Raw genomic sequence first — 24358 nt, forward strand, 5'->3', positions numbered from 1 at the left:
GGGGAGTGGCCGCGGCCCTGTTGGCGAACGCGCTGTACAGCACCGGATTCGTCCTGGAGAAACGGGCCCTCACCGCCATGCCGCAGGTGACGGTCCGCGAGCCGGTGAAGCTGCTGCGGCAGGTCGTCGGCAGCCCGCTGTGGATCGCGGGCTCGCTGTCGCTGGCCGCCGGGTTCGCCGCGCAGCTGGCCGTGTACCGGACACTGCCGATCGCCGCCGCCCAGGGCATCTTCGTGTCGGGACTGGTGCTGCTGGTCCTGCTCTCGGCGCGGCTGCTCGGCGAGGAGACGACGGGCCGGGAGCGGTTCGCCCTCGGGGCCATCCTCGCCGCGCTGCTGATGGTGGTGCTGTCGCTGGACGAGGGCTCGGACACGGTCAGCCGCGAGGCGCCGTACGCGCTGGTCCTGACGATCTGTCTGCCGGCGCTGGCGGCCGGCGTGGGGCTGTACCGGTCCGCCGAGCGGCGCGCCCGGCACCGGCACCGGCTGCCCACCACGGGCGTCGAGTACGGCGTGGCCGTGGGCCTGTTGTACGGCGTCAGCTCGCTCGCGATCAAGGGCGTGTCGAGCTATCTGACGACCAGCGGGCTCGGGGACGCGGTGGTCGGGCTGCTGCGCTCCCCGTACCCGTATCTGCTGCTCTTCACCGGTGCGTTCGGTCTGGTGATGTCGCAGGCGGCGCTGCAGCGCTGCCGGGCCTCGCTGATCGTGCCGGTGTGCACGACGGTGACCTGTCTGTTCACGGCCGTGCTCGGCACGCTGTCGTTCGGCGAGTCGCTGCCCGACGATCCCCTGCGGCTGGCGCTGCGGCTGTCGGGCACGGTGCTGGCGGTCGCCGTGCTGCTGAGCATGCCCAAGCACGACAGTCCCCCGCCCTCGTCCCAACCGTCCGTACCGGCCAAGGAGTTGACCCCTCCATGAACCCCGACGACCCGCTGCTCCAGATCCTGGCGTGCCCGCTGGACAAGGGGCCGCTGCACCTGGTGGTCCACGAGGAGGAGCGACCGGACGACGACGCCCAGGCGTCGGAGTCGCTCTACAACCCCCGGCTGCACCGCCGTTATCCCATCGTCGACGGCATTCCGCAGCTGCTGCCGTCGTCGGGCGAGCAGGTGACGGAGGACGAACACGAGAAACTCCTGAAGAGGATGAGTTCATGACCACGCTCGCCGCCCGGCTCGCACCGCTCCTGCCGGACCGGCTGATCGCCGCGGCCGCCCGGCTCGTCTATCCGCGCTTCGAGCCGGAGCTGGCCCGGCTGGACGAGCTGTGCCCGCCGGGGTGCGGCACGGCCGTGGACGTCGGCGGCTGGTACGGCCCCTGGACGCGCCGGCTGTCGAGACGTGCCGTGCGTGTGGTGACCGTGGAGCCGGTTCCCCGGCTGGCCCGGCTGCTCACCTCGGCGGCCCTCGCCAACGTCCGCGTCGTCCAGGCCGCCGCGTCGGACCACCCGGGCACGGCCCGGCTCTGGCTGCCGCCGGGCGACGACGGCGGACGCGGGGTGTCGTCCCTGGTCCGCCGGGACATCCACGCCCGCGCGCTGGACGTCCGCTGCGTCACCCTCGACGGGCTGGGTCTGACGGACGTCGGGTTCATCAAGATCGATGTCGACGGCAACGAGCTGGCCGTCCTGCACGGCGCGTCCGGCCTCCTGGTCCGCGACCGCCCGGCCCTCTTCGTCGAACTGGAGTCCCGTATCCAGCCGATCGCCCCGGTCGTCGACCTCCTCGCCGGCCTCGGATACGCCGGCTGGGTCCTTCCCGCCGGGACCTGGCGCCCCCTCGACCCGGCCGCCCTGGAGGCCCACCAGGCCCGTACGTCGTACGTGGCGTCCAAGGGGCTGCTCCGGCGGGTCCTGCCCTTCGCCGGGCCCCGGTACGTGAACTCGGTGCTGTTCCTCCCTGACGGGCGCCGGCCGGGTGACGGCGCCGGTGGCCGTGCCGGTGGCCGCCGGACCGCCTCGGGCGGCGTACGCCACGATGGGTCCCATGTCCTCCGCGAAGCGCCCCGGTCCCGATAAGCCCTCCGGTCCGTTCACCCCGCTCGACTTCCAGCTCGTCCTGCTGCGCCGGATGGCCGACCACAATCCGGAGCTCGTCGAGGACGCCCGCCGTGAGCTGGGCGTCTCCCTCGCGGAGATGCGCGAGGCGAACAAGCGGTGGCAGGCGATGGTGCGGTCGCCCCGGGCGCGGGGGTCGGCCTCCCGGTACCGGTCGGTGCTCGGCGCGCCGGAGGCCGTGGTCCAGCGCCGCATCGGTGACCTGGACTGCGAGGCGTGGCTGTGGCCGGTGCCGTTGTGGGCGGACCTCCGCTTCGAGGTGCTGCTGGCGCCGAACGGGGCGGTGTGGAACGAGTGGCTGGTGCGTGCGCCGGGGGTCTCGGGTCCTGACCTGGGCGCTCTCGAGGACCTGACGCCGTGGTCCTGCACGGTGGACGAGGTGGCGCGGGCGTTCGCGCCGGCGCGGCCGTTGGAGGGGACGGCGCCTACGCGGTGGGGGCTCGCGTTTGTGGCGCCCGATGGGCGGGGCGTGCGACGGGAGTGCGTCGCGGAGTTCACGTGGGGTCTGTTGCAGAGGGTCGCCTGAGAGCTCGGGGGGCGTGCGTGCGTGGGCGGCCGCGGGTTGTTCGTGGTTGATCGCGTCCACGCGGCGGAGCCGCATATCAAGTACGGCCGCGCGCCCCCACCATGCAGCTGGTCGCGTCCTGTCAGGTCGCGCACGCTATCGGTCAGCCTTGTCATCGTCCGGTCCCAAAAGGCGCCCAAACGGAAGATTGGCGATCATCCGGCCGTTGGCATCGCATATGCGCCTACTGTCCGTGCAGAGTCCTGATCCTCACGGAAGGCACCCCCATGACGTCCCAGCACCCCGCGGAGCGAACCGTGCCCGTCGAGCGGCTGCGGCTCGGGGATCACGCCTGTATGGGGCCGGGGGACATTGAGGGGGCCGGGGACTCGCCGTGGAAGGTGTTCACCGCGTACACCCGGACGAGTCTGGCGCGCGGGGAGAAGATCCTGCTGGTCACGGACCCGGACGACCTCACCGACGACGAGGTGGTCGCGCTGCTGGACGGGGGCAGCGGGCAGGTCGTGGCGGCGCGGGCCGGCGGTCAGCTGTCGCTCAAGCGCAACACGGAGATCTACGTCCCCGACGGCCGCTTCCAGGAGGAGCGCACGATGGACGCGTACGCCTCCGAGGTCGTCCGCGCGCGCGACGAGGGCTGGGCGGGGCTGCGGATCGCCGCCGACATGAGCTGGGCGCCCCGGGTGAATCTCGACCACGACCGGCTGGTGGACTACGAGGCGTCGGTGGCGCCGCTGTTCACCGACCCGCTGTTCACCGCGATCTGCTGGTACGACCGACAGCGGTTCGACGACGACCTGACGGCGCGCGTCGACAGGGTCCATCCGCTGCGGGTCATGGAACGCCTCGACTCACTGGAGGCCACCGAGACCCCGGACGGCGGGCGGATCGCCGGCACCGCGGAGCTGAGCACCCGTACCGCGTTCGTCGAGGCCCTGCGCGAGGCGCTGGAACGCCGTGACGACTCCGGCCCCAGCCACTTGGTCCTCGACCTGCGTGATCTGTGCTTCATGGAGGCCCACTGCGCCTGGCAGCTGATCAGCCTCGCCGCGTCACTGCCGTCCGGCAGCGAGGTCACCGTGCGCTGCGGCGAGCTGCTGGGTCTGGTCCTGGACCAGCTGGGCGCCGGCGAGGTGCCCCAGCTGGTGGTCAGCGTGGAGGCGGAAGGAGAGGAGGGTGACGCCGGGTGAGCGAGGGGCTGAGGCTGCGCAGGGAGTTCGGCCGGAGCGAACTCCCCCTGGTCCGCGCCCTGGTCGAGGAGGCCGCGCTCCGGGCCCGTGTCACCGCCGCCGTCAGGAACGCCTTTCTGCAGGCCGCGTTGGAGATCTCGACGAACGCCGTGCTGCGCGGTGGCGGGTCTGCGGTCGCCGAACTTCGGGTGAGGGAGGGTGAGTTGCGCTGCGAGGTGAGGGACGGCGGGCCCGGGCCCGCGTCGAACGGCGGTGCCGGGCCTCCGGCACGGGCAGCCGGGCGGCACGGGTCGCGTCTCGCCGCTGATCGACGGCGTCGGCCGCCTCCGGTTCCGCACCTCCGGCCGGGGCACCGTGGCCACGCTGTCCGTACCTCTGTCGGCCCCGGCCGTCGCGACGGCATCGGCGCCCCCGGCCCGTGCTACGACGACCCCGCCCGCGCGCTGAACCAGGCCGCCACCTGACTGCGGTTGTGGAAGCCCAGCTTCACGAGGATGCGTTCGACATGACCCTCGGCGGTGCGGCGGGCGATGACGAGATGGTCGGCGATCTGCTTGTTGGTACGGCCCTGGGCGACGAGGGCCGCGACCTGGAGCTCCCGCCGGGTGAGCGGGACCGGGTCGGCGACGAGGTCGGGGGTCCTCGCCGAGACCGGGTCCGCCGAGGGCCCGAACGAGGCGGAACCTTCCCGGCTGCCGGGTCCGGCACTACGGCGTGCGGCGGTGGCCTCGCCCGCGCGTACTCCGGGAGTCGGGTTCTCCGGCCGTCCGCCGGTGGCCGGGCCGTCCCGTCGTGCGCCGGAAGCGGAGCCCTCCCGCCGTCCGCCGAACGCCGAGCCCTCCCGCCCGCCGGAAGCGAAGCCGTCCCGGCGCCCGTTGGTGCGCGCGCCGGCACCCGGGGCCTCCCCCGGCTCGCCGAGGGCGTAGGCCACCGCCTCCTCCGTCGTCAGGCAGCCGCCGCGGCGGTGGGCCAGGGCATAGGCGCGGTCGCCGAGGACGCGGCGGGCGTGGTGCTCGGCGGCGCGGGGACGGCCCGGCTGGAGGAACTCCATGGGGTTGCCGCCGATGTCGTGCCAGATGCGGTCGACGGCGCCGTGCAGGACGCCGGCCCGCTCGGCGTTGCCCGCCAGGGACTCGGCCGCGGCGAGCAGGTCGAGGGTGCGGGCGAGGCCCTGGTGCTGCCGCAGGGTGTACGGCAGCCGCAGACAGGCGCGGGCGTGGTCGGCGGCGCGGTCGTACTGCCCGGCCGCCCAGTGCGCGAGGGCGAGGGTGCGCAACGCCCAGGAGCGGGCCCACTGTTCGCCGTGGGCCTCGCAGAGGGCGACGGCCTCGGCGCACAGCGGGATCGCCTCCGTCGCGCGGCCCCGGCTGACGAGGGTGCAGGCCAGTTCGACACGGGTGAGGACCACGAAGGCGGTGCAGGCCCGGGCCCGGCCGGGGCCGAGCGCGCCGGCCGGCACGGGCGGGGGCGCGGGCACCGGGAGTTCCTCGTCGGCCACGGCCGCGATGTGCGCCGGGTCGAGGCCGGCGAGCACGGCGGCGGAGCGGCTGTGGACCAGCGACGTCAGGGCGCCCGCCCACATGGCCCGGGTCAGGGCCTCGTCCGGCCGGGCCCCGGCCCGCAGCGCGCCGTCCATCCAGTGCCGGCCCTCGCCCCAGATGCCGCCCGCGACCCAGTGGAACCACAGACCGGCGGCCAGCCGCAGCCCGTGCTGGGCCTCGCCCGGGGTGGTGAGACAGAAGTCCAGGGCGGCCCGGAAGTTGTCCTGGTCGATCCGCAGCCGCTCGGTGATCTCCACCTGGTCGGGGCCGAACCAGGCCTGCTCGTACTCCGCGCCCAACCGTGCGAAGTGGTCCCGGTGCCGCCGCCGGGTCTCGGTGGCCTCGCCCAGGTCGTGCAGTTTCTCCAGCCCGTAGTCGCGCAGGGAGACCAGCAGCCGGTAGCGCACCTGGCCCGCACGCTCCTCCCGGACGAGCACCGACTTGTCGACGAGCCCGGCGACGGCGTCCAGGACGTCACGCGCGTCGACGCCGTCCCCGCCGCAGACGGCCTCGGCGGCGGCCAGGTCGAAGCCGCCGACGAACACCGACAGCCACGCCCACACCAACTTCTCCTGCGGGGTGCACAGTTCATGGCTCCAGTCGACCGCCGAGCGCAGGGTGCGATGGCGGGGCGCGGAGGTGGGGCTGCCGCCGGTGAGGAGCTGGTAGCGGTCGTCGAGGCGTTCGACGAGCTGGTCCACGCCGAGCGCGCGCACCCGTACCGCCGCCAGCTCGATGGCGAGCGGCAGCCCGTCGAGGCGGCGGCAGAGCCGGGCCACGGCCTGCTGGTTGTCCTCACCGACCGTGAACCCGGGGACCACGGCCGCCGCCCGGTCGGCGAACAACCGCAGCGCGGGGAAGGACTCGACCGCCGACGGGCTCAGCTCCTCCGGGGCCGGCGCGGGCAGCGGCGGCACCTCGTAGAGCTGTTCCCCGGCCAGCCCGAGCCGGTGCCGGCTGGTGGCGAGGATCCGTACACCCTCGGTGGCCGCCAGTACGGTCCCGGCGAGGACCGCGCAACTGCGCAGCAGGTGCTCGCAGTTGTCGAGGACGATCAATAACCGGCGCTCGCGCAGATGGTCGACGAGGATCTCCAGCGGGCGCCGTACGGTCTCGTTGCGGACGCCGAGCGCGTCGTTCACGGCGTGCGGGACGAACGCCTCGTCGCGCAGCGCGGCCAGCGGTACGAGCCACACGCCGTCCGGGAAGGCCCGTGCGACCTGTCCCGCCACATGCCCGGCGAGCCGGGTCTTGCCCACCCCGCCGGGTCCCGTCAGCGTCAGCAGCCTGCCCGCCGACAACAACCGTCTGACATCCGCCGCCTCGTCCCGTCGCCCCACGAAGCTCGTCAGCTCCGCCGGGAAACCGGAAGTGCGCCGCGACTCCGATCCGCCCACGACCCTGGTCACGCCCTCAGTTGTGGTTCCCGTACGCGCTGTTGTAACCCCGAAGGGTAGGCAGCGGGCACGGGCGGAACGTGCCCTTCGTGGATTTGCCGCCTCTTCGGGTGAGGGGGCCTTGCCGGTTCCGGTACGGGGCCGGGGGGTCAGCCGTCGGCCGCCGCCGCGAGGATCGCCTCGACCACGTGGGGCAGCGACTCGGTGTGCAGCCACAGGAAGAGGTTGGGCTCGACGAGCTCCAGCTCCATCACCCACGGCCGCCCGTCCTCTCCGGTGACGAGGTCGACGCGCGCGTACAGCAGCTCCGCCGCGCCCGGTACGGCGGCCAAGGCCCGCTCGGCGACGGACAGTTCGGCCTCGGTGGGGGTCCAGCGCTCCAGGTTCGGGTGGGCGGTCTTGTCGGCGTCGTACGCCGTGCCGGGCGTGAGCACCGCCCCCTTGCGGCTGGCGTGCAGCAGGCGGCCCCCGAAGAACTGCAGGGCCCGCTCCCCCTCCGTGTCGATGCTCGTCACGAACGGCTGCACCATCGCGGTGAGCCCCTCGGAGTGCATCCGCTCGACATGCCGGAGGGCGGTCTCCCGCTGCCCGGGGGCGTACCGCGCGGCGAACCGGGCGCCCGCGCCGGAGGTGGGCTTCACGACGTACTCGTGTGCCACCGGGAGGTCCACGGGGTCGCCCGGCGCGAGATAGTCCGTCGGCACGACGGGCACCCCGGCCCGGGCGAGGTCCCCGATGTACCGCTTGTCGGTGTTCCAGCGCACGACCTCGGCCGGGTTGGCGAGCCGGGTGGCCTCGCCGACCTTCGCCGCCCAGGCCACGAACTCGGCCGCGCGCCAGCTGTAGTCCCAGGTGGAGCGGATGACGACGAGGTCGTGGCCGGCCCAGTCGGCCGCCGGATCGTCCCAGCGCACGGCCGCCGCGTCCGCCCCGGCCTCCCTGAGCGCCCCCACCAGCACCGGCAGATCCCGGTCGACGCTGGCCGCCGGCCCGGGGTCGTAGGTGGCGACGGCGATACGGGGGGCGGCGGCTGTGCGGGCCACGGGGGCTCCAATCTCGTACGTGCGGGGTCCGCGCAGGCTAACAAGCACGGGAGACGGGAGGGGAACGGGTTCGCGAACGGAGTCTCCGGCCGGGAGCCCCGGCTCAGGGGACGGCCGGCCCGGTGATGAGGCGGCCCTCGTCGTCGTACGGCCAGACGTTGGGGACGCAGCCCTTCATGCCCTTGATCTGCTGCATCATCGCCGGGGCGGGCTTGCCCGCGCCGGGGCAGGTGACGTGGCCGTGGTCGAGGAAGTGGCCGACCTCGTGGTTGATGATCAGGGCGCGGTAGGCCTTGACGTCGTCGGCGTAGACGGGGGTCGCCAGTTCCCAGCGTTCGAGGTTGACCATGACGTCGTCGCCGGCCCTGCAGTTGTACTCGCCGCGGGTGTTCAGTCCCGCCCTGCCGCAGATGTCGTCGACGGTGCCGGGGGTCGCGACCTTGACGACGAAGTCGGTGGCGCCGCCGGAGACCCGCTGGAAGGCCGACTCGCCGTCGGCGGTCCAGCCGCGCGGGTGGGCGAGGACGGCCTCCACCTCCTCGGCGACGGCGGCGGCCGACAGCGACAGGCCCTTCTCGATGTCGACCCGGTAGCGCAGGGGCGTGCCCTTCCCGACCTTGGCGCTGCCGCCGGAGGCGGTGGTGAAGGTCCCCGGCCCGTTCCTGGGGATGGTGACCGGGGACCCGCTGGGTGACGAGGTGCCGGGGGACCCGCTCGGTGACGCGCTGGGCGAGGAGGAGGGACTGCCGGGAGCGCTGGAGCCGGGAGCACCGGAGCCGCCCTGGGGGCTGGAGCCGATGTCCGGGCTGGGGCCGGGTGTGCGCCGGGACCGCTCGGGCGAGGGGTCGGCGGACGCGGTGGCCCCGGCCTCGTCGGTTAACTCCCCCGCGCCGCCCGACGTCCAGCCCACGGCCGCGAAGCCGGCGGCACCGAGGACGGCCATCGCCCCCAGCCCACCCCACAGAGGACCCTTGGCCCAGCGCGCGGGCCCCTTCTTCCGGCGTCCGGAACCCTTGCGCCGCCGACGACTACTGGAAGGTGTTGCTTTGTGCGCGCTCATGTTCCTTCAGAGTGTGATCAGAATGTGATCGGATGTGGCCGACCTGATCACGAAACGATAACGGATGGCGGGCGGGGTTCCGATTCGCCGCTTGACCTTCACCTTCGGTGAAGCCTCAGCATCGAACGCGGAACGAGGAACGGCCAGGACCGGGGAGGAGCCGGGGGAGCCATGGAGATGCTGACGATCGGGGCCTTCGCGAAGGCGAGCCGGCTGTCACCGAAGGCGCTGCGGCTCTACGACGAGCTGGAGTTGCTGCGGCCGGCCCGGGTCGACCCCGACACCGGCTACCGCTACTACGCCGCCGAGCAGTTGGAGCAAGCCCGGCTGGTGGCCTGGCTGCGCCGGCTCGGCATGCCGCTGGCCCGGATCCGTACGGTGTGCGCGCTGGAGCCGGGTCCGGCGGCGCGGGAGATCCGCACGTACTGGGCCGGGGTCGAGGCCGAGACGGCGACCCGACGCGATCTGGCTGCCTTCCTCGTGGACCACCTCACCCACACGTCCGAGGAGGACACCGCGATGCTCGAACTCCGTTACGCCGCTCTCTCCGACACCGGCCTGGTCCGGGCCGCCAACCAGGACACCGCCTACGCGGGCACCCGCGTCCTCGCCGTCGCCGACGGCTTCGGCCCGGCCGGGGCCCCCGCGAGCACCGCCGCCGTGGAGGCGCTGAAGACCCTGGACCGCGACACCCTCCCCGCGGGCAGCGTGCTGAACCTGCTGGAGGACGCGGTGCGGGGCGCGACCGACGCCGTACGGGGCATCTCGGAGACCGGGGACGACGGCACGACCCTGACCGCGATGCTGTGGACCGGCTCCCAGCTCGCCCTCGTCCACATCGGCGACTCCCGCGCGTATCTGCTGCGCGGCGGCGAACTGTTCCGGATCACCCACGACCACACCGTCGTCCAGTCGATGGTCGACGAGGGCCGGCTGACCGCCGAGGAGGCGACCGCCCACCCCCAACGGGCCCTGCTCCTCAAGGCGTTGACCACCAACGAGTCCATCGCCACTCCCGACCTGCGCCTCCACGACGCCCACCCCGGCGACCGCTACCTCCTGTGCTCCGACGGCCTGTCGTCGGTCGTCCCCGACCCGGCCATCCGGCGCACCCTGGCCTCGGTCGCCGACCCCGAGGCGGCCGTGCGCGCCCTCGTCACCGAGGCGAACGAGGCGGGCGGTCCGGACAACGTGAGCTGCGTGGTGGCGGACGTGGTGGGGAAGGGGGCCGCGCAGCGCTAGGGACCGCTGTCGATCGCCTCGCTGTGCGGCAGGCCCCCGCGCTGTTCCAGCGCCCGGCTCAGACGCTCCAGCCACTCCTCGGCCGTGCCCCGCACCTGGGGGTGGGCCGCGCGGAAGGCCTCCCAGTCCACGGAGTCCAGTGCCACGGTGTCCAGGCGCAGGGGGTCGGCGGTGGCCGTCCCGCCCGGTTCGCGGCGGAACACCTCGCGCAGCAGTCGCGGGGGCAGCCGGGTGGCTTCCGCTTCCGCGAGGAGTACCGCGTCGTAGAGGTCCTTGGCCCCGGCGCGTCCCTCGGCGGCGCAGTCGGCGTGCAGCCACAGGAGCTTCCAGGCGAGGGACAGGCCCCTGCCGGGGGTGCGTACGACGGTCCGGCCGGTGCCGTCACCGCGGGGTATCGCCGTCCAGACGGGGAGCTCCGGGAGCCACTCGTCGCGGGCGAAGTCCTGCCGCGCCTCGCCGGGCGGGAGGCCGTCCGCCGACCAGGGGATGATCAGGCGGACGCCGGGGGTCTCGTACTCCGTGTAGGTCCAGGTGCCGTCCGGCTGGGCGCGGTCCACGTCGAGCACCACGCCGGGCGCCGCCACGGGCCGTTCCCGCACCAGGTCGAGCAGTGCCAGGTGCGGTGGGCGCTCCTCCGGTTCCGCCTCGACGACCCAGTGCAGCCCCTCGGGCGGCACCGCCGGCCGCAGGCCGCCGGTGTCGAACTCCTCGAACTTCCAGATCTCGTACCGCCCGGCGCCGTCGGCGGCCTCCGGCCACTGCTGTACGGACTCCAGCCCCTCCACGTACGGATACGGGTGCGCGGGATCCAGCGGGACCAGCAGGGGCTGCGGCACGATCCAGTCGAGGTCGGCGGGCTCCCGCGCGGCGGCCCCGACCCACGCCGGCATGACCATGCTTCCGCGCAGCACGAGATCACCGCCCAGGGGAGATCCGGCGACGAGGTGCAGCAGATGGTCGAGCACGGCCCGGTGGGCTGCGCGCCACCGCTCGCCGTTCGGGGAGCGGGTCACCTGACGGCCGCCCGCTCGTCGATCCACCCGCTGTCCAGGGCCGGACGGTCGTCGTGGACGACGAACTCCTCCTCCACCTCCACGGCCTTGAACTCCGCCGCCGCGAGCGCGTCGAGGAGGGCGTCGAGACGGCGGCGGGCCTCGGCGCGGCCGACGTCGCGGCAGCGCTGGGTGACGAACCGTTCGTGACCGCGTCCGCCCAGATCGCGGCGGGCGTTGCGCGACACATGGGCGGAGTGCCGCTCGACGAGGACGCGCACGGCCGCCACCTCGGTCTCGTCGGCGAGGGCGAGCTTGACGTGGTGCTCGAAGTAACAGCCGGGCGGGAGCGCCCGCGCCTCGGCGGCCGTCCGCGGCACGTCCTCGTTCCACGGCGCCGCCTCGATCTTCACCCGGGCGACCCCGAACCCCTCCGCGCCCAGCCGCTCGACCCACGCCGACGCGGCCACGCGCTGCGCCGACAGGCCACCTGAGCCACGCACCGTCAGCATCGGTTGGTCGGGCGTCGTGCCCCGATCGAGCACGATCCGCGTGTACTTCACCCGGTGACGCTCCGCCCAGCGGCGTATCCGCCCCTCGTCACCCGCCACAGACTCGGACACCACCGTGAGATGGGTCTCGAACTCCCCCGCGAAATCCCGCACCGCCGCCCCGCATCCACCCGTCCGCTTGCCGGAGGCCGACTGTACTGACGACCACTGACAACGCGACGTCCCCCGGGAGGGGCCGGCCGTGGTCCCAGGCCTCCCTCAGGAGGGCGAGTCGCCCGGGTCCCAGTCCAGCAGGCGGACCTTCGCGACCGTACGGACATGGCGGCGCATCGCCGTGGCCGCCTGCTGGGGCTGCCGGGCGGCGATGGCGTCGAGGATCGCCCGGTGCTGGGCGAGGGAACGGTCGGGACGGCCCGGCTGGCGCAGCGACTCGGTGCGGCTCTCGGCGATCTGGTCGGCGATGGAGCGCATGAACTCGGCGAGCAGACTGCTGTGCGCGGCCGCCGTGACCGCCGCGTGGAAGAGCCGGTCGCCCTCGACGCCGTGCCCGTCCCGCTCGATCTCCCCGGCCATGTGGGCGAGCGCGTCCCGCATCGCGGCCAGGTCGTCCTCCGTACGGCGCTCGGCGGCCAGTTCGGCGAGCTTGGTCTCCAACGCCTCGCGGGCCTCCAGCACATCGGGCAGCCGCCGACGCCGTTCGACCATCCTCTCGACCGGCTCGACGTCGAGGCTGTCGCGGACGAGATACGTGCCGCCGCCGTGCCGCGCCTCCACCAGGCCCTGGACCTCCAGCACCACGATCGCCTGCTTGACCGAGGCCCGGCTCACCCCCAGCCGCTGGGCCAGGTCCCGCTCGGGCGGCAGCCGGTCCCCGGCCTTCAGACCGCCCTCGGCGACGTACTGGCGCAGCCGGTCGAGGACCTGCTCGTAGAGCCGCTGCTTGGCCATGGGGCGCAGGGCGTCGCTCACGGGGTCCCCCTACTCGTCCGGCTCGTACGGCGTCGCCGGGGCTCGTCCGGCGTCGCTCGTCGGGAGCGTAACACCGGCCCGCCCCAGTGGCTCGATGGCCGAGTGGCTGAACCAATTCCTGCGCAACCCCTTGACGCCACCGTCGTACACCCCCACGCTGACCAACCGTAAGTGGCTCATCCACTCGGCCACTCAACCACTCCAATACTTCCCCCTCTCGTGCCGTTCCGGGACCCAACGACGGGAGCCCGTATGTCCCCCGAACTCATCTCGATCCTCGTCCTGGCCGTGGTGTTCGTCATCGCCACCACCCGCTCCGTGAACATGGGCGCGCTCGCCTTCGCCGCCGCCTTCGCGGTGGGCGAACTCGTCGCCGACCTCGACGCGGACGGCATCTTCGCCGGCTTCCCCGGCGATCTGTTCGTCGTCCTCGTCGGCGTCACCTACCTCTTCGCCATCGCCCGCGCCAACGGCACCACCGACTGGCTCGTCCACGCCTCGATCCGGCTCGTACGGGGGCGGGTGGCGCTGATCCCGTGGGTGATGTTCTTCCTCACCGGCGCGCTGACGGCGATCGGCGCGGTGAGCCCGGCCGCGGTCGCGATCGTCGCCCCGATCGCCCTCAGCTTCGCCGCGCGGTACGGCATCAGCCCCCTCCTGATGGGCGCGATGGTCGTCCACGGCGCCCAGGGCGGCGGCTTCTCCCCGATCAGCATCTACGGCACGATCGTCAACGGCATCGTCGAACGCGAGAACCTCCCCGGCAACGAGCTGGCCCTGTTCCTGACGTCCCTGCTCGCCAACATCGTGATCGCGGGGGTGGTGTTCGTGCTGTTCGGGGGGCTGAAACTGTCCACCGCCGCGTCCCTCTCAGCTGCGGGCCATCGTGCCGCTGTGGCGGCACCGGTGGGCGCAGCGGCACCTCGTACCGCCGAGCAGCGGGCCCAACCCCCGGCCGACACCACCCCCGGGCACCCGGAAGCCACCGGCACCCCCCTCCCCGAAACCACCCCCACGCTCACCCCCGCCCGCATCGCCACCCTCACCACCCTCGCCGCCCTGGTCATCGCCGTCCTCGCCTTCGACCTGGACGCAGGCCTGACCGCCATCACCCTCGCCGCCCTCCTCAGCGCCCTCTGGCCGGACGACAGCCGCAAGGCCGTGACCCAGATCGCCTGGCCCACGGTCCTCCTCATCTGCGGCGTCCTCACCTATGTAGGCGTACTGGACGAGATGGGCACCATCACCTGGGCCGGCGAGGGCGTCAGCGACATCGGCATCCCCCTCCTCGCCGCCGTACTGCTCTGCTACATCGGCGCGATCGTCTCGGCCTTCGCCTCGTCCGTCGGCATCATGGGCGCCCTGATCCCCCTGGCCGTACCGTTCCTGGCCCAGGGCGAGATCGGCGCGGTCGGCATGATCGCGGCCCTCGCCGTCTCCGCGACGGTCGTGGACGTGAGCCCCTTCTCCACGAACGGCGCGCTCGTCCTGGCCGCCGCCCCGGACGTCGACCGCGAGCGTTTCTTCCGACAGCTGATGATCTACGGAGGGATCGTGGTGGCGGTGGTACCCGCGGTGGTGTGGCTGGTGCTGGTCGTCCCGGGATTCGGGTAGCCACACGCGCGGTAGCGGTACAGCGGTACATCGGACGGCGACAACCAAGGAGTACGACACGTGTCCTCTCTCTTCCCGGCCCTCACCGACGACGCCAGGGCCGACCACCCCGCCCTCCGGTTCGGCGAGCGTTCCCTGACGTACGCGGAGTTGGCCGCCGTGACCGGCACGCTCGCCGCCCGGCTCCGCGACGCGGGCCGCGTGGCCGTCTGGGCGACACCGACACTGGAGACGGCGGTGGGCGTCGTGGCGGCGCTGCGGGCCGGCGTCCCCGCCGTACCGCTCAACCCGAAGTCGGGCGAGAGCGAACTGGGGCACATCGTGAAGGACAGCGCCCCCACACTGGTTCTCACACCACCTGGTGCCGAACTCCCTTCAGCGCTAGGCGAGTTGAAGCGCGTAGACATCGACGTACGGGAGCGGTCGGCCCCACACCCCGCGTCGGAGGAGCCGCCGGCCCCGCACCCCGCGCCGGACGAACCGTCCCCCACCGCCCCCGCCCTCGTCGTCTACACCTCCGGCACCACCGGCCCGCCCAAGGGCGCCGTCATCCCCCGCCGCGCCATCACTACCACCCTGGACGCACTGGCCGACGCCTGGCGGTGGACCGCCGACGACGTACTGGTCCACGCCCTGCCCCTCTTCCACGTGCACGGCCTGGTCCTGGGCATCCTCGGCCCGCTGCGGCGCGCCGGAGAGGTCCGCCACCTGGGCAGGTTCGACACGGCCGCCGTCGCCCGGGAACTGTCGGCCGGCGCGACGATGCTGTTCGGCGTGCCGACGATGTACCACCGCATCGCGGAGGCCCTGCCCGAGGACCCGGAACTGGCGAAGGCACTCGGCCGCGCCCGCCTCCTCGTCTCCGGCTCGGCCGCGCTGCCGGTGCACGACCACGAACGGATCGCGGCGGCGACCGGACGCCGGGTGATCGAGCGGTACGGCATGACGGAGACCCTCATGAACACCAGCGTCCGCGCCGACGGCGAACCCCGCGCCGGCACGGTCGGAGTACCGCTGCCGGGCGTGGAGTTGAGGCTGGTCGAGGACGACGGCACCCCGCTCACCGCGTACGACGGCGAGTCGGTGGGCGAGATCCAGGTACGCGGCCCGAACCTCTTCACCGAGTACCTCAACCGCCCCGACGCGACCGCCGCCGCGTTCGCCCCCGACGGCTGGTTCCGCACCGGCGACATGGCCGTCCGCGACCCCGACGGCTACGTACGCATCGTCGGCCGCAAGGCCACCGACCTCATCAAGAGCGGCGGTTACAAGATCGGCGCGGGCGAGATCGAGAACGCGCTCCTGGAACACCCGGGGGTACGGGAAGCGGCCGTCACCGGCGAACCGGACCCCGACCTCGGCGAACGCGTGGTCGCCTGGATCGTCCCGGCCGACCCCGAATCCCCGCCACCCGCCGATGAGTTGGCGTCCCACGTCGCCACCCGCCTGGCCCCCCACAAGCGCCCCCGAACCGTCCGCCACCTCTCCGCCCTCCCCCGCAACGACATGGGCAAGATCATGAAGCGAGCGCTGAAGACGGATGAGTGACCGACGCTTCTCCGCCCGCGAGGCGATCACCGTCCTGACGGACGACTTCACGGAACTCCCCACGCCGGAAAGGGAGTACGCCCCGGACGGCCCCCTCGCCTGGCAGGGCTACCACGCCTCGCGCACCCGCGCCGCCGAGCGCACCGGGGAGGAGGAGTCGGTGGTGTGGGGCCGGGCGACGATCCACACCTCGCAGGCCGTGCTCATCTCCTTCGAGTTCGGCTTCCTGGGCGGCTCGCTCGGCGAACGCACCGGCGACCGGCTGGAGGCGGCGTACACGTACGCGCGCGAGCACCGTCTGCCGGTCGTCTCCCTGGTCGCGACCGGCGGCAGCCGTATGCAGGAGGGGATGCGGGCCCTCACCCAACTCCAGCGCGTGGCCCGTGAGTCGGCCCTGACGAGGGAGGCCGGCCTGCCCCAGATCTCAGTCCTCCGCGACCCGACGACGGGCGGCGGCTGGGCCACCCTCGGCGCCGGCGCCGACATCGTCCTCGCCCTCCCCACCGCCCAGATCGCCTTCGCCGGCTCCCGGGTCCGCCCCCCGAACGCGGACCCGGCGGCGTACACGGCGGAGTCCCAACTCACGGCGGGCTCGATCGACGCGGTGGTCCCCCCGGCCGACCTGCGCGACACACTGACCCTCTGGCTGACCCTCCTGACCGCCCCGTCCACAGAACCGGCACCCCCACCCCACGCCCTCCCACCCCACGCCGCCCCTCACGAGGGCCGTAGGCCCTCAAGGGGCGCGGGGAACTGCGCGCCCAGCCCCCACGGGCCGGCAGCCGCCAAGCAACCGAACCCGCCACCCCCCAAGGCGCCCCTCCCCACCACAGGCTGGGAAGCCGTACAACGCGCCCGCTCCCCCCACCGCCCCCGAGCCGAGGCCTACCTGGACACGTACTTCACCCGCCGGGCCTCCCTGCAAGGGGACCGCGCAGGCGGCACCGACCCCGGCATGCTGTGCGGCTTCGGCGAACACGAGGGCCGGACCATCGCCTACGCGGCCCAGTGCGGCACCCCGACCCGCCCGGCGGGCTACCGCACCGCCACCCGCCTCATCCGCCTCGCCGACCGCCTCGGCATCCCCGTACTGACCCTCGTCGACACCCCCGGCGCCGCGAACGACGCCGAAGCGGAACGCCAGGGCGCGGGCCCCGCCATCGCCGACCTCTTCACCGCCGTCGCCACCGCCCGCACCCCCCTCACCACCCTCCTCATCGGCGAGGGCGGCTCCGGCGGAGCCCTGGCCCTGGCCGCCCCCGACAACACCTGGGCCACCCCGGACAGCTACTTCTCGGTGATCGCACCGGAGTTGGCGGCGGCGATCCTCAAACGCCCGGCGGACCACGTACGGGCGACGGCCGACGAACTCCGCGTACGACCCCAGGACCTGGTGGAGTTGGGAGTGGTACGGGGGATCGTCGGCCTCTCGGCCGACGCGTGAAGGAGTACGGAAACCGACGACAACCGCGGGCACGTCCGTAACAATGGCCTGGCGGTAGTGGTGACACGTCACGGGCGACGACGGACGGGGGCGTCATGGAAGGCCTGGTGGAGTTCAGGACCGAGGACGGCGCAGTGATCGCCGTCGAGGCGGCGGCCCAGGAGGAGTTCGGTTCCCGCCTCGTGGCGCGTGGCGACGACGGAGCGGTCCAGGCGACCCGCACCTTCGAGAGATCCCTGGACGGCGTACGGACGGCCGCCGAGTCCGCCCTTCGGGTCTTCCGGGACGGCTCGCTGAAGCCGGACGCCGTCGAGATCGAGTTCGGTGTGAAACTCACCGCGGAGGCGGGCGCCCTGATCGCGAAGAGCGCGGTCGAAGGTCATCTCGTGGTCAGACTCTCCTGGTCACCCCAGTCGACCGAGGGCTCCTCGGGGACCGCTCCGGCCTCATGACCAGCGCATCCTGGCACGCCAGAATCAGGTGCGGACGCGACACCGGAGCCTGCTTCCCCGTCACCGAACGCCACCACCGACCTGCCTGAGCTCCTCCTCGCACACTTCCACGAAGGGGCGTCGCGCTTCAGTAGGCGTCATCCGAAGGGCGCGGACGCGGAGATGCGGGCGGCGGTCCAGGAGGGCCTGCGCGGGTGGCCGGCCCAGGCGGTGCCGCTCTGCTTCGACGGCCGCCTGATCCGGCTCTACCGGCCCTCCGAGCGCCGCATCCATCGCTTCCTCGATCGCCGAGCTCACGGCCGCCACCGCCCTCGGCCTCCCCTTCATCGGCTACGCCCGCACCCGCCAGCTCGCCCGGCGGCTGCGCCGCGCCGGATGCGAGCACACGGTCACCTCACTCAACCCCCTCTACCAGGCTCTCCTCCCGATCTGATGGACCGTCACAGGAAAACCACCCGTCCGGCCGCACCCCACCCGGCCCACCCCAGCAGGCACCCCGCCCCCCGTCCCCCGCACGATGCAAGGGAACCCAGGAACCGCCGACCGGCGGCGGTCCGTACGGCCCGTGTGTTCGGGAGGATCCGCAATGACCGCGATGACCGCCAGTCTGGAGCAGCTGCGCCGCTGCCACTTCGGCGTCGATCTGGGGGCCGCGCGGACCCGCGTGTATGTGAAGGGCGCGGGCCTGGTGGTGGACCAGCCGAGCGTGGCCGCCGTGAACACCCGGACGGGCGCGCTGATCGCCGTCGGGGAGTTCGCGGAGAAGATGACGGGCCGTACGCCCGACTACATCCGGGTCGTCCGGCCCGTCTCCGGCGGCACGGTCGTCGACATCGAGATGGCCCAGCGCATGCTGCGCCAACTGCTGGGCGACAAGGTCCGCCGTACGCTGCGCCGCAAGCCCGTCCTGCGCGCCGCCGCCTGCGCCCCGCACGACGCGGACCCGCTCGCCCAGCGCGCCACGATCGAGACGCTGGTGGGCCTCGGTGCCCGCCGCGTGGAGCTGGTCGACACGCTCATCGCGGCGGCGGTCGGCTGCGGCCTGCCCGTCGAGCAGCCCGAGGCCACCATGATCATGGTCTGTGGCGCGGCGGCCACCCAGCTCGCCGTCCTCTCCCTCGGCTCGGTCGTCAACGCCGTACGCATCCCCGTCGGCGGGGAGGCCATCGACCACGCGATCGTGCAGCACCTGCGCCTGCGGCACGAGCTGACGCTGCCCAGCCAGTCCGTACGCCCGCTCCAGCTCGCCCTCTCCGGCAACGGCCTCACCCCGCACGGCCCCACCTCCACCGAGATCCACGGGCTGGACGTGGCGACGGGGCTGGCCCGTTCCGTCCAGGTGGACACCGCGGCCGTGCGCGACGCCATCCAGACCCCTCTCACCGCCGTGGTCGACGGCATCGGCGCGGTGCTCCGCGACTGCCCGCCCGACCTGGTGGCCGACCTCGCCGACCGGGGCATCATGATGGTCGGCGGCAGCGCCCTCCTCCCCGGTTTCGACCAGATGCTCCGCCACGCCACCGGCATGCCGGTCCACATCGCCGAACGCCCCGACGTCTGCGCCGCCCTCGGCATCGGCGCCATGCTGGAGGGGCGCATCGAACCCATCAGCCTGTACCCGGCGAACCAGAACCCAGCGAGCCAGGACGCGTCGGACGAGGACCCGGCGGACGAGAACTGACGCGTATCCGCCGCCGTTCCCGCCGAGCGGCAGCACCCGGAGCACGCAGGGGGCGGCCGGCACCACGACGTTCACCCGGCAGCCGCCTCCTCGAGCCCGCATTCGCCCCACCGAACGCCCGTACGCGTCGTTCTCGTCAAAGGCCCGCGCCGCTAGGGTTGTTCGGATGACCGCGGCCACGGAGGTGAGCGCACGGATGTCAGGGCCCGTGACCCGGATCGGTATCACCGGACACCGGCAGATCCCGGACGCCGCCCTGTCCACCGTCCGCTCGGGCATCCGGGCGGAGTTACGGGACCGCCCCGCCGCCCGCGCCCTCAGCAGCCTCGCCGCCGGCGCCGACCAGCTCTTCGCGGAGATCGCCCTGGAGAACGGCATCCCGCTGACCGCCGTCATCCCCGGCATGGACTACGAGACCCACCTCGGCGACGACACGGTCCGGGCCGCCTACCGCCGACTCCTCAAGTGCTGCGCCGCACGCGTGGAACTCCCGCACGAACGCACCCACGACGAGGCGTACTACGCCGCCGGCCGCTACATCGTCGACCACGCCGACCGCGTGATCGCCGTCTGGGACGGCGCCCCGGCCCGCGGCCTCGGCGGCACGGCCGACATCGTCGACTACGCCCGCCTCACGGGCGTCCCGGTGACGGTGCTGTGGAAACCGGGCGTACGCCGCGCCTGACCTTCACCCCCTCACTCGTTCGGCGCCCCGTCAGGACCCGAACCGTACGAGCCAGTCCGTGTGCTGCGGTGAGACCAGCCGCTCCGCCTCCGCGACCGCGTCGGCCCACCCGTCGACGGTGACGGTGGTACTCATGGCGACCCGCAGGGTCTCCAGGTCCTGTTCGACGAGCCGGTGCGCGTACGTCAGCGGGCGGTGCCGCCGGACCTCCTGCCAGGCGACGCCGGCCGCGGCGGCGGCGCTGAGGACACCGGTCGGGTCCCAGCGGCCCTCGATCGCCCCGAAGGCCCTGAGCACGGCGGCGAGCAGCGCCAGCAGCGTCAGAAAGGTCGTCATACCCGACCAGCGCACGGACGCGCGGTGCGCCTGCCGGGCCTTGTTGCCGTACCAGGAGAGCTGCTCCATGACCCGGTCGCGGAGATAGATGTCCCGCCGGGTCGCGAACGGCTTGGCGCGCACCGTACGCATCATGGGCGTGATCTGGCCGAGCCCCCGTTCGGTGACACTCTCGCGCGGATCCTCCCAGCCCACCTTCCGCAGTTCGCTGAGCCGCTCCTCCAACCGCTCCGCGAACAGCGCCTCGGGATTGACGAGCCGGGAGTGGAACGGCCCGCCGTGCACCATGAACTGCCAGGCCAGCGACTTGACCACCTCGGCCGCGGCCCGCTGGGCCTGCCACTGCGCCCGGGCGCGGCGACGGGACGCGTAGAGGCCGATCCCCACCGTCAGGGCGTACAGCACCGCGGCGACGGCCGAGGGCACCCGGCTGCCCACCCGTTCCGCCAGCGAGGCGGTCGCCGTGGCGAGCAGCAGCACGACCAACTGGGTACGGACCACCCGGAAGGATTCACCCTGCCGGACCAGCGCCCTCTCATCGCTGACACGGAACAACGGGGACAGATCTCGATCACTCACCGTGGTGCTGGGGCCGGGCGTCGCAGCCATGCACACCTCGTAAGGATGCCGGGAAGTCAACGGGACGGTCATGCTCTCGTCAATCTTGAATATGCGCCAGATCGCCATCTCCTCATATCGCGCAGCGAACCCCCGTCGGCGCATGATAGAAACGCGAAAGTCTGTAGTCTGTCGTCCACCCTCATGTCCGAGCCTCGACCAAAAGGACCTCGTCAGCAAGGGACCGATGACAGCGTCCCTTTTTCGAACTGGAGCGACGAGATGAACCTTTCCTTCACGAAGACGACGCGTGGATCGGACACCGCCCGGTCGGCCCACACGAGGCTCGCCCCGCTCGCGAAGGTCGCCGTGCACGAGCCCCGCACCCAGCGCTCCACCGGACGGGTGACGGACGCTCGTGGCCCGCACCTCGCCAAGCCGGGGTTCACCTCCAGCATCTGACGTAGGCCAACCGGGGCCTCAACCTCCTTTTGGATCAAGGAAGTTGGGCCCCGTCGTCATGTCTGTCGCGAGTGGCGCGAGGGCTTACACTGCCGAAGTGAGGGACCCCGCGATCCAGCAACTGGTACTCAAGATCCACAGCCGGTGCGACCTGGCGTGCGACCACTGCTACGTGTATGAGGCCTCGGACCAGTCGTGGCGCTCACGGCCGACGGTCATCTCCGAGGAAACCCTCGACCAGGTCGCCCGTCGCCTCACCGAGTACGTGCAGGCGCGAAATCTGGAATCCGTCACGGTCATTCTGCACGGCGGCGAACCTCTCCTTGTCGGACCCGCCCGGCTCAGACGAATCTGCGCGGAACTCACCCGCGCTCTCGCCCCGGTCACCGCACTCGATCTGCGTATTCACACCAACGCGGTGCGGCTGAACAGAGATCACCTGCGGATCTTCGATGAATTCGGGGTAAAGGTCGGCGTCTCGCTCGACGGGGACCGCGTCGCCAACGACCGCCACCGCCTCGACCGCCGGGGCCGCAGCAGTTACGACCGGGTCCTGCGGGCCCTCGACCTGCTCCGCCTCCCGGAACACCGGCATCTGTACCAGGGCCTGCTGTGCACCGTGGACGTGGCCAACGACCCGGTGGCGGTGCACGACGCGCTGACCTCCCTCGATCCGCCCCGGATCGACTATCTTCTCCCCCACTCGACCTGGGACAGCCCTCCCCCCGGCCATGAGCCCGGCGGGCCGGCGACACCGTACGCCGACTGGCTGCTGAAGGTCTTCGACCGGTGGGAGGAGCAGGGGCGCCCCATGCCGGTGCGCACCTTCGAGTCGGTGCTCAGCACCCTGCGCGGCGGCCCCAGCCTCACCGAGGCGCTGGGGCTCGCCCCTTCCGACCTGGCGGTGATCGAGACCGACGGCACCTTCGAGCAGGCCGACTCGCTGAAAACGGCGTACGAAGGCGCCCCCGCCACCGGGTACGACGTCTTCCGGCACGGTTTCGCGGAGTTCGCCGAGCATCCCGGTGTCCGTGCCCGCCAGTTGGGCATCGCGGGGGTCAGCGAGACCTGCCGCCGCTGCCCGGTCGTGGAGTCCTGCGGCGGCGGCCTCTACGCCCACCGGTACAGCGGCGAGAAGGGCTTCGACAATCCCTCGGTGTTCTGCGCCGACCTGCGAGGCCTGGTGGAGGGCATCGCCGAGCGGATCACCGAGCACACGCTGCACCCGGCGGTCACCGACGCCGAGGAACTACGGCTGGCGCAGCTGAAGCTGGACCGCGATCTGCTGTCGACGGTGAACGCGGCCCTGACGGATCACCCCGACTGGGAGGCCGCCTGGCGCGTACTGGTCGAACTGGACTCCGACGCCGCCACCGCCGCGCACCTCAACACCGTCCTCGCCCACCCGTATCTGCGGTCCGTGCTGCGCCGCTCCCTGGACGGACCCGTCGATCTCCCCCAGTTGATGGCTGCGGTCACGGCGGCCGCCGTGCTGGCGGAGACGGAGGCCACCCTCACCTGGCGGCACCCCGCCCGGGACCTCCACCTGCCGACCCTGGGGACGGTGCGACTCTCGGCCCCCGGCCGGGTGGAGTGCGCGGTCACGGAGAGCGGCCTCCAGGTGCGCGGCACGGACGAGGAAGGCCGTGAACTCGCGGTGGGCTGGCGGCCGTTGAGGACGACCGAACTCACCGACGGGGCGACACTGCTCCTCGACGACGCCGACCCGTACCGCGACCGCTTCGAGGCGCCGGTCGCGGAGCCCTTGCCCCCGGACGAGCTGGCCGCCTTCGGCGAGCGGCTGCGGTCGGCCCACGAGGCGCTGGACGCGCGGGAGCCAGGCTGGCGCAAGGGCGCCAACGCGCTCGTCGTCACCACGGTCACCCCCCTCGCCCCGGGTGCCGGACTCCGGCTCGGCACGCACGCGTTCGGCGCGCTCGGTGTGGCCGTCGACTTCGCACCGGACACGTTCGTACGGGAACTGCCGCTCCTGGGACGCCGGTCCCGGCTCGCCGCCCTGCGGGAGGTCACGGACCTGAACGTGCCGGGCAGCGCCGCCGGGCGGCTGCTCGACGAGGCCAGCGAGTACGTGGGGCGGGCCTGCGCGGTACCACACGACGCCGACGGGTCGCTGCGACGGGCGTATGCCGCCCTGGACACGCTCGCCGCCACCGCGGAACACCAACTCACCCGCGGCGGGGCCCGCCTGGCCGGCGAACTGCGCGCGGAGCTGGCGGTGACGGATGGGTGAGGTCGCCCGACTTCACGACACACTGGGCCGGTTGGGCGTGCGGCCGGGCGGCGTGCTCATGGTGCACTCCTCGCTGCGCGGCACCGGGCTGAGCCCGACCGAGGTACGCAACGCCCTCCTCGACGCGCTGGGCCCCGACGGCACCCTCGTCGTACCCGCCTTCACACCGGAGAACTCCGACACCTCCCCCTCGTACCACAGCCGTACCAAGGGAATGACCGAGCGGGAGAAGGCCGACTTCCGCGCGGCGATGCTCCCGTTCGAGCCCAACGCCACGCCCTGCCCGACCATGGGCGCGCTCGCCGAGTGCGTGCGGACCACGCCCGGCGCGGTGCGCAGCGCCCATCCGCAGACCTCCTTCGCCGCGCTCGGGCCCCGGGCCGGGGAACTGCTCGCCGACCACGACCCGCACTGCCACCTGGGCGAACGGTCCCCCCTGGCCACGCTGTACGCCGCCGACGCCCAGGTCCTGCTCCTGCGGGTCGGCTTCGAGGTGTGCACCGCCTTCCACCTCTCCGAGTACCGGATGACCCCGCCGCCCCCGACGAGGACCTACCGCTGTGTGGTCGAGGACAAGGGGAACTGGATCGAGTACGAGGATCTCTCCCTGTACGACGGCGACTTCGGGACGATCGGGGCCCGCTTACCGCATGGTTTGTTCAGGGAAAGGGAGTTCGCGGGAAAACCGACGTTTCTGTTCGGGATGCGCGATGCTGTCGACACGGCGCGGCATCTGATGTCCGGATATCGCGCGGAAATGACGTGAAACGAGCCATGTGCCCGGGGAGCTGATCGGGCAC

At 72.8% G+C, this 24358-nt stretch carries 23 protein-coding genes; 16 read left to right on the forward strand and 7 right to left on the reverse strand.

Features of this window, described 5'->3' with window-relative positions; all coding sequences use genetic code 11:
• Positions 1–5: 5 nt before the first annotated feature.
• From ACWD26_RS23935 to ACWD26_RS23960, 6 genes are all read left to right on the forward strand, one after another.
• A complete protein-coding gene (locus tag ACWD26_RS23935; protein ID WP_451273556.1) occupies positions 6–920 on the forward strand; it encodes a hypothetical protein in 915 nt (304 codons plus the stop codon).
• Positions 917–1159 (forward strand): Trm112 family protein, encoded by a 243-nt coding sequence (locus tag ACWD26_RS23940; protein WP_451273233.1) that lies wholly within the window; start codon positions 917–919, stop codon positions 1157–1159. Before ACWD26_RS23935 ends, ACWD26_RS23940 begins: the two co-directional genes overlap by 4 nt.
• Positions 1156–2019: an FkbM family methyltransferase gene (locus tag ACWD26_RS23945; RefSeq protein ID WP_451273235.1), complete on the forward strand. Its 864-nt coding sequence runs from the start codon at positions 1156–1158 to the stop codon at positions 2017–2019. The genes ACWD26_RS23940 and ACWD26_RS23945 overlap by 4 nt, the downstream gene beginning before the upstream one ends.
• Complete coding sequence (locus ACWD26_RS23950) at positions 1979–2584, forward strand: hypothetical protein (RefSeq protein WP_451273237.1); 606 nt, start codon at positions 1979–1981, stop codon at positions 2582–2584. Before ACWD26_RS23945 ends, ACWD26_RS23950 begins: the two co-directional genes overlap by 41 nt.
• Positions 2585–2850: 266 nt before the next feature.
• A complete protein-coding gene (locus ACWD26_RS23955) occupies positions 2851–3771 on the forward strand; it encodes an MEDS domain-containing protein (RefSeq protein ID WP_451273239.1) in 921 nt (306 codons plus the stop codon).
• The gene (locus ACWD26_RS23960) at positions 3768–4235 is read left to right on the forward strand and encodes a hypothetical protein (RefSeq protein ID WP_451273241.1); all 468 of its coding nucleotides are present in this window, start codon (positions 3768–3770) and stop codon (positions 4233–4235) included. Before ACWD26_RS23955 ends, ACWD26_RS23960 begins: the two co-directional genes overlap by 4 nt.
• On the opposite strand, the gene ACWD26_RS23965 is transcribed toward ACWD26_RS23960, so the two are convergent.
• The 3 genes from ACWD26_RS23965 to ACWD26_RS23975 form a co-directional block, all read right to left on the reverse strand.
• Positions 4193–6721 (reverse strand): LuxR C-terminal-related transcriptional regulator, encoded by a 2529-nt coding sequence (locus tag ACWD26_RS23965; protein WP_451273243.1) that lies wholly within the window; start codon positions 6719–6721, stop codon positions 4193–4195. The two genes, ACWD26_RS23960 and ACWD26_RS23965, sit on opposite strands and share 43 nt — an antisense overlap.
• 137 nt (positions 6722–6858) lie before the next feature.
• Positions 6859–7752, reverse strand: a complete 894-nt coding sequence (locus tag ACWD26_RS23970; RefSeq protein WP_451273245.1) for an ATP-grasp domain-containing protein — start codon at positions 7750–7752, stop codon at positions 6859–6861.
• Between the two features lie 103 nt (positions 7753–7855).
• Positions 7856–8695: a DUF3152 domain-containing protein gene (locus tag ACWD26_RS23975; protein ID WP_451273247.1), complete on the reverse strand. Its 840-nt coding sequence runs from the start codon at positions 8693–8695 to the stop codon at positions 7856–7858.
• 288 nt (positions 8696–8983) lie between these two features.
• Here ACWD26_RS23975 and ACWD26_RS23980 point away from each other — a divergent pair, with 288 nt between their 5' ends.
• Positions 8984–10054, forward strand: a complete 1071-nt coding sequence (locus ACWD26_RS23980; RefSeq protein ID WP_451273248.1) for a MerR family transcriptional regulator — start codon at positions 8984–8986, stop codon at positions 10052–10054.
• On the opposite strand, the gene ACWD26_RS23985 is transcribed toward ACWD26_RS23980, so the two are convergent.
• From ACWD26_RS23985 to ACWD26_RS23995, 3 genes are all read right to left on the reverse strand, one after another.
• The gene (locus tag ACWD26_RS23985) at positions 10051–11094 is read right to left on the reverse strand and encodes a nucleotidyl transferase AbiEii/AbiGii toxin family protein (RefSeq protein ID WP_451273250.1); all 1044 of its coding nucleotides are present in this window, start codon (positions 11092–11094) and stop codon (positions 10051–10053) included. The genes ACWD26_RS23980 and ACWD26_RS23985 overlap by 4 nt on opposite strands.
• Positions 11064–11711: a hypothetical protein gene (locus ACWD26_RS23990; RefSeq protein WP_451273252.1), complete on the reverse strand. Its 648-nt coding sequence runs from the start codon at positions 11709–11711 to the stop codon at positions 11064–11066. The genes ACWD26_RS23985 and ACWD26_RS23990 overlap by 31 nt, the downstream gene beginning before the upstream one ends.
• Before the next feature lie 105 nt (positions 11712–11816).
• The gene (locus ACWD26_RS23995) at positions 11817–12527 is read right to left on the reverse strand and encodes a FadR/GntR family transcriptional regulator (protein ID WP_451273254.1); all 711 of its coding nucleotides are present in this window, start codon (positions 12525–12527) and stop codon (positions 11817–11819) included.
• A 252-nt stretch (positions 12528–12779) separates the two neighbouring features.
• Here ACWD26_RS23995 and ACWD26_RS24000 point away from each other — a divergent pair, with 252 nt between their 5' ends.
• The 6 genes from ACWD26_RS24000 (at position 12780) to ACWD26_RS24025 (ending at position 19951) form a co-directional block, all read left to right on the forward strand.
• The gene (locus ACWD26_RS24000; RefSeq protein ID WP_451273256.1) at positions 12780–14141 is read left to right on the forward strand and encodes an SLC13 family permease; all 1362 of its coding nucleotides are present in this window, start codon (positions 12780–12782) and stop codon (positions 14139–14141) included.
• 60 nt (positions 14142–14201) lie between these two features.
• On the forward strand, positions 14202–15689 hold the full coding sequence (locus ACWD26_RS24005; RefSeq protein WP_451273258.1) for an acyl-CoA synthetase: 1488 nt from the start codon (positions 14202–14204) through the stop codon (positions 15687–15689).
• Entirely contained in the window at positions 15682–17133 is a 1452-nt protein-coding gene (locus ACWD26_RS24010; RefSeq protein ID WP_451273260.1) for a carboxyl transferase domain-containing protein, read from the forward strand. Before ACWD26_RS24005 ends, ACWD26_RS24010 begins: the two co-directional genes overlap by 8 nt.
• A gap of 95 nt (positions 17134–17228) precedes the next feature.
• Positions 17229–17585 carry a CU044_2847 family protein gene (locus ACWD26_RS24015; protein WP_451273262.1) on the forward strand — a complete coding sequence of 119 codons (357 nt, stop codon included), beginning with the start codon at positions 17229–17231 and terminating at the stop codon, positions 17583–17585.
• 595 nt (positions 17586–18180) lie between these two features.
• A complete protein-coding gene (locus ACWD26_RS24020) occupies positions 18181–19266 on the forward strand; it encodes a rod shape-determining protein (RefSeq protein ID WP_451273558.1) in 1086 nt (361 codons plus the stop codon).
• 166 nt (positions 19267–19432) lie between these two features.
• Complete coding sequence (locus tag ACWD26_RS24025) at positions 19433–19951, forward strand: hypothetical protein (RefSeq protein ID WP_451273264.1); 519 nt, start codon at positions 19433–19435, stop codon at positions 19949–19951.
• 30 nt (positions 19952–19981) lie between these two features.
• Here ACWD26_RS24025 and ACWD26_RS24030 read toward each other — a convergent pair whose 3' ends face one another.
• Positions 19982–20896, reverse strand: a complete 915-nt coding sequence (locus ACWD26_RS24030; protein WP_451273266.1) for a DUF4231 domain-containing protein — start codon at positions 20894–20896, stop codon at positions 19982–19984.
• 231 nt (positions 20897–21127) lie between these two features.
• Here ACWD26_RS24030 and ACWD26_RS24035 point away from each other — a divergent pair, with 231 nt between their 5' ends.
• From ACWD26_RS24035 to ACWD26_RS24045, 3 genes are all read left to right on the forward strand, one after another.
• Positions 21128–21307, forward strand: coding sequence for a hypothetical protein (locus tag ACWD26_RS24035; RefSeq protein WP_451273268.1), 180 nt, complete (start codon positions 21128–21130; stop codon positions 21305–21307).
• 97 nt (positions 21308–21404) lie between these two features.
• On the forward strand, positions 21405–23558 hold the full coding sequence (gene fxsBH / locus ACWD26_RS24040) for a radical SAM/SPASM protein FxsBH, inactivated beta-hydroxylase extension form (protein WP_451273270.1): 2154 nt from the start codon (positions 21405–21407) through the stop codon (positions 23556–23558).
• Positions 23551–24324, forward strand: a complete 774-nt coding sequence (locus ACWD26_RS24045) for an AAC(3) family N-acetyltransferase (protein WP_451273272.1) — start codon at positions 23551–23553, stop codon at positions 24322–24324. The genes fxsBH and ACWD26_RS24045 overlap by 8 nt, the downstream gene beginning before the upstream one ends.
• Positions 24325–24358 lie beyond the last annotated feature (34 nt).

Source organism: Streptomyces sp. NPDC002787 (genome assembly GCF_053592095.1).

Excerpts from the sequence above, each read along its gene's own strand:
- ACWD26_RS23940 (WP_451273233.1), top strand. The coding sequence starts at position 917 with ATGAACCCCGACGACCCGCTGCTCCAGATCCTGGCGTGCCCGCTGGAC.
- ACWD26_RS23945 (WP_451273235.1), top strand. The coding sequence starts at position 1,156 with ATGACCACGCTCGCCGCCCGGCTCGCACCGCTCCTGCCGGACCGGCTG.
- ACWD26_RS23950 (WP_451273237.1), top strand. The coding sequence starts at position 1,979 with ATGGGTCCCATGTCCTCCGCGAAGCGCCCCGGTCCCGATAAGCCCTCC.
- ACWD26_RS23955 (WP_451273239.1), top strand. The coding sequence starts at position 2,851 with ATGACGTCCCAGCACCCCGCGGAGCGAACCGTGCCCGTCGAGCGGCTG.
- ACWD26_RS23975 (WP_451273247.1), bottom strand. The coding sequence starts at position 8,695 with ATGGCCGTCCTCGGTGCCGCCGGCTTCGCGGCCGTGGGCTGGACGTCG.
- ACWD26_RS23980 (WP_451273248.1), top strand. The coding sequence starts at position 8,984 with ATGGAGATGCTGACGATCGGGGCCTTCGCGAAGGCGAGCCGGCTGTCA.
- ACWD26_RS24000 (WP_451273256.1), top strand. The coding sequence starts at position 12,780 with ATGTCCCCCGAACTCATCTCGATCCTCGTCCTGGCCGTGGTGTTCGTC.
- ACWD26_RS24010 (WP_451273260.1), top strand. The coding sequence starts at position 15,682 with ATGAGTGACCGACGCTTCTCCGCCCGCGAGGCGATCACCGTCCTGACG.
- ACWD26_RS24015 (WP_451273262.1), top strand. The coding sequence starts at position 17,229 with ATGGAAGGCCTGGTGGAGTTCAGGACCGAGGACGGCGCAGTGATCGCC.
- ACWD26_RS24020 (WP_451273558.1), top strand. The coding sequence starts at position 18,181 with ATGACCGCCAGTCTGGAGCAGCTGCGCCGCTGCCACTTCGGCGTCGAT.
- ACWD26_RS24025 (WP_451273264.1), top strand. The coding sequence starts at position 19,433 with ATGACCGCGGCCACGGAGGTGAGCGCACGGATGTCAGGGCCCGTGACC.
- ACWD26_RS24030 (WP_451273266.1), bottom strand. The coding sequence starts at position 20,896 with ATGGCTGCGACGCCCGGCCCCAGCACCACGGTGAGTGATCGAGATCTG.
- ACWD26_RS24035 (WP_451273268.1), top strand. The coding sequence starts at position 21,128 with ATGAACCTTTCCTTCACGAAGACGACGCGTGGATCGGACACCGCCCGG.
- ACWD26_RS24045 (WP_451273272.1), top strand. The coding sequence starts at position 23,551 with ATGGGTGAGGTCGCCCGACTTCACGACACACTGGGCCGGTTGGGCGTG.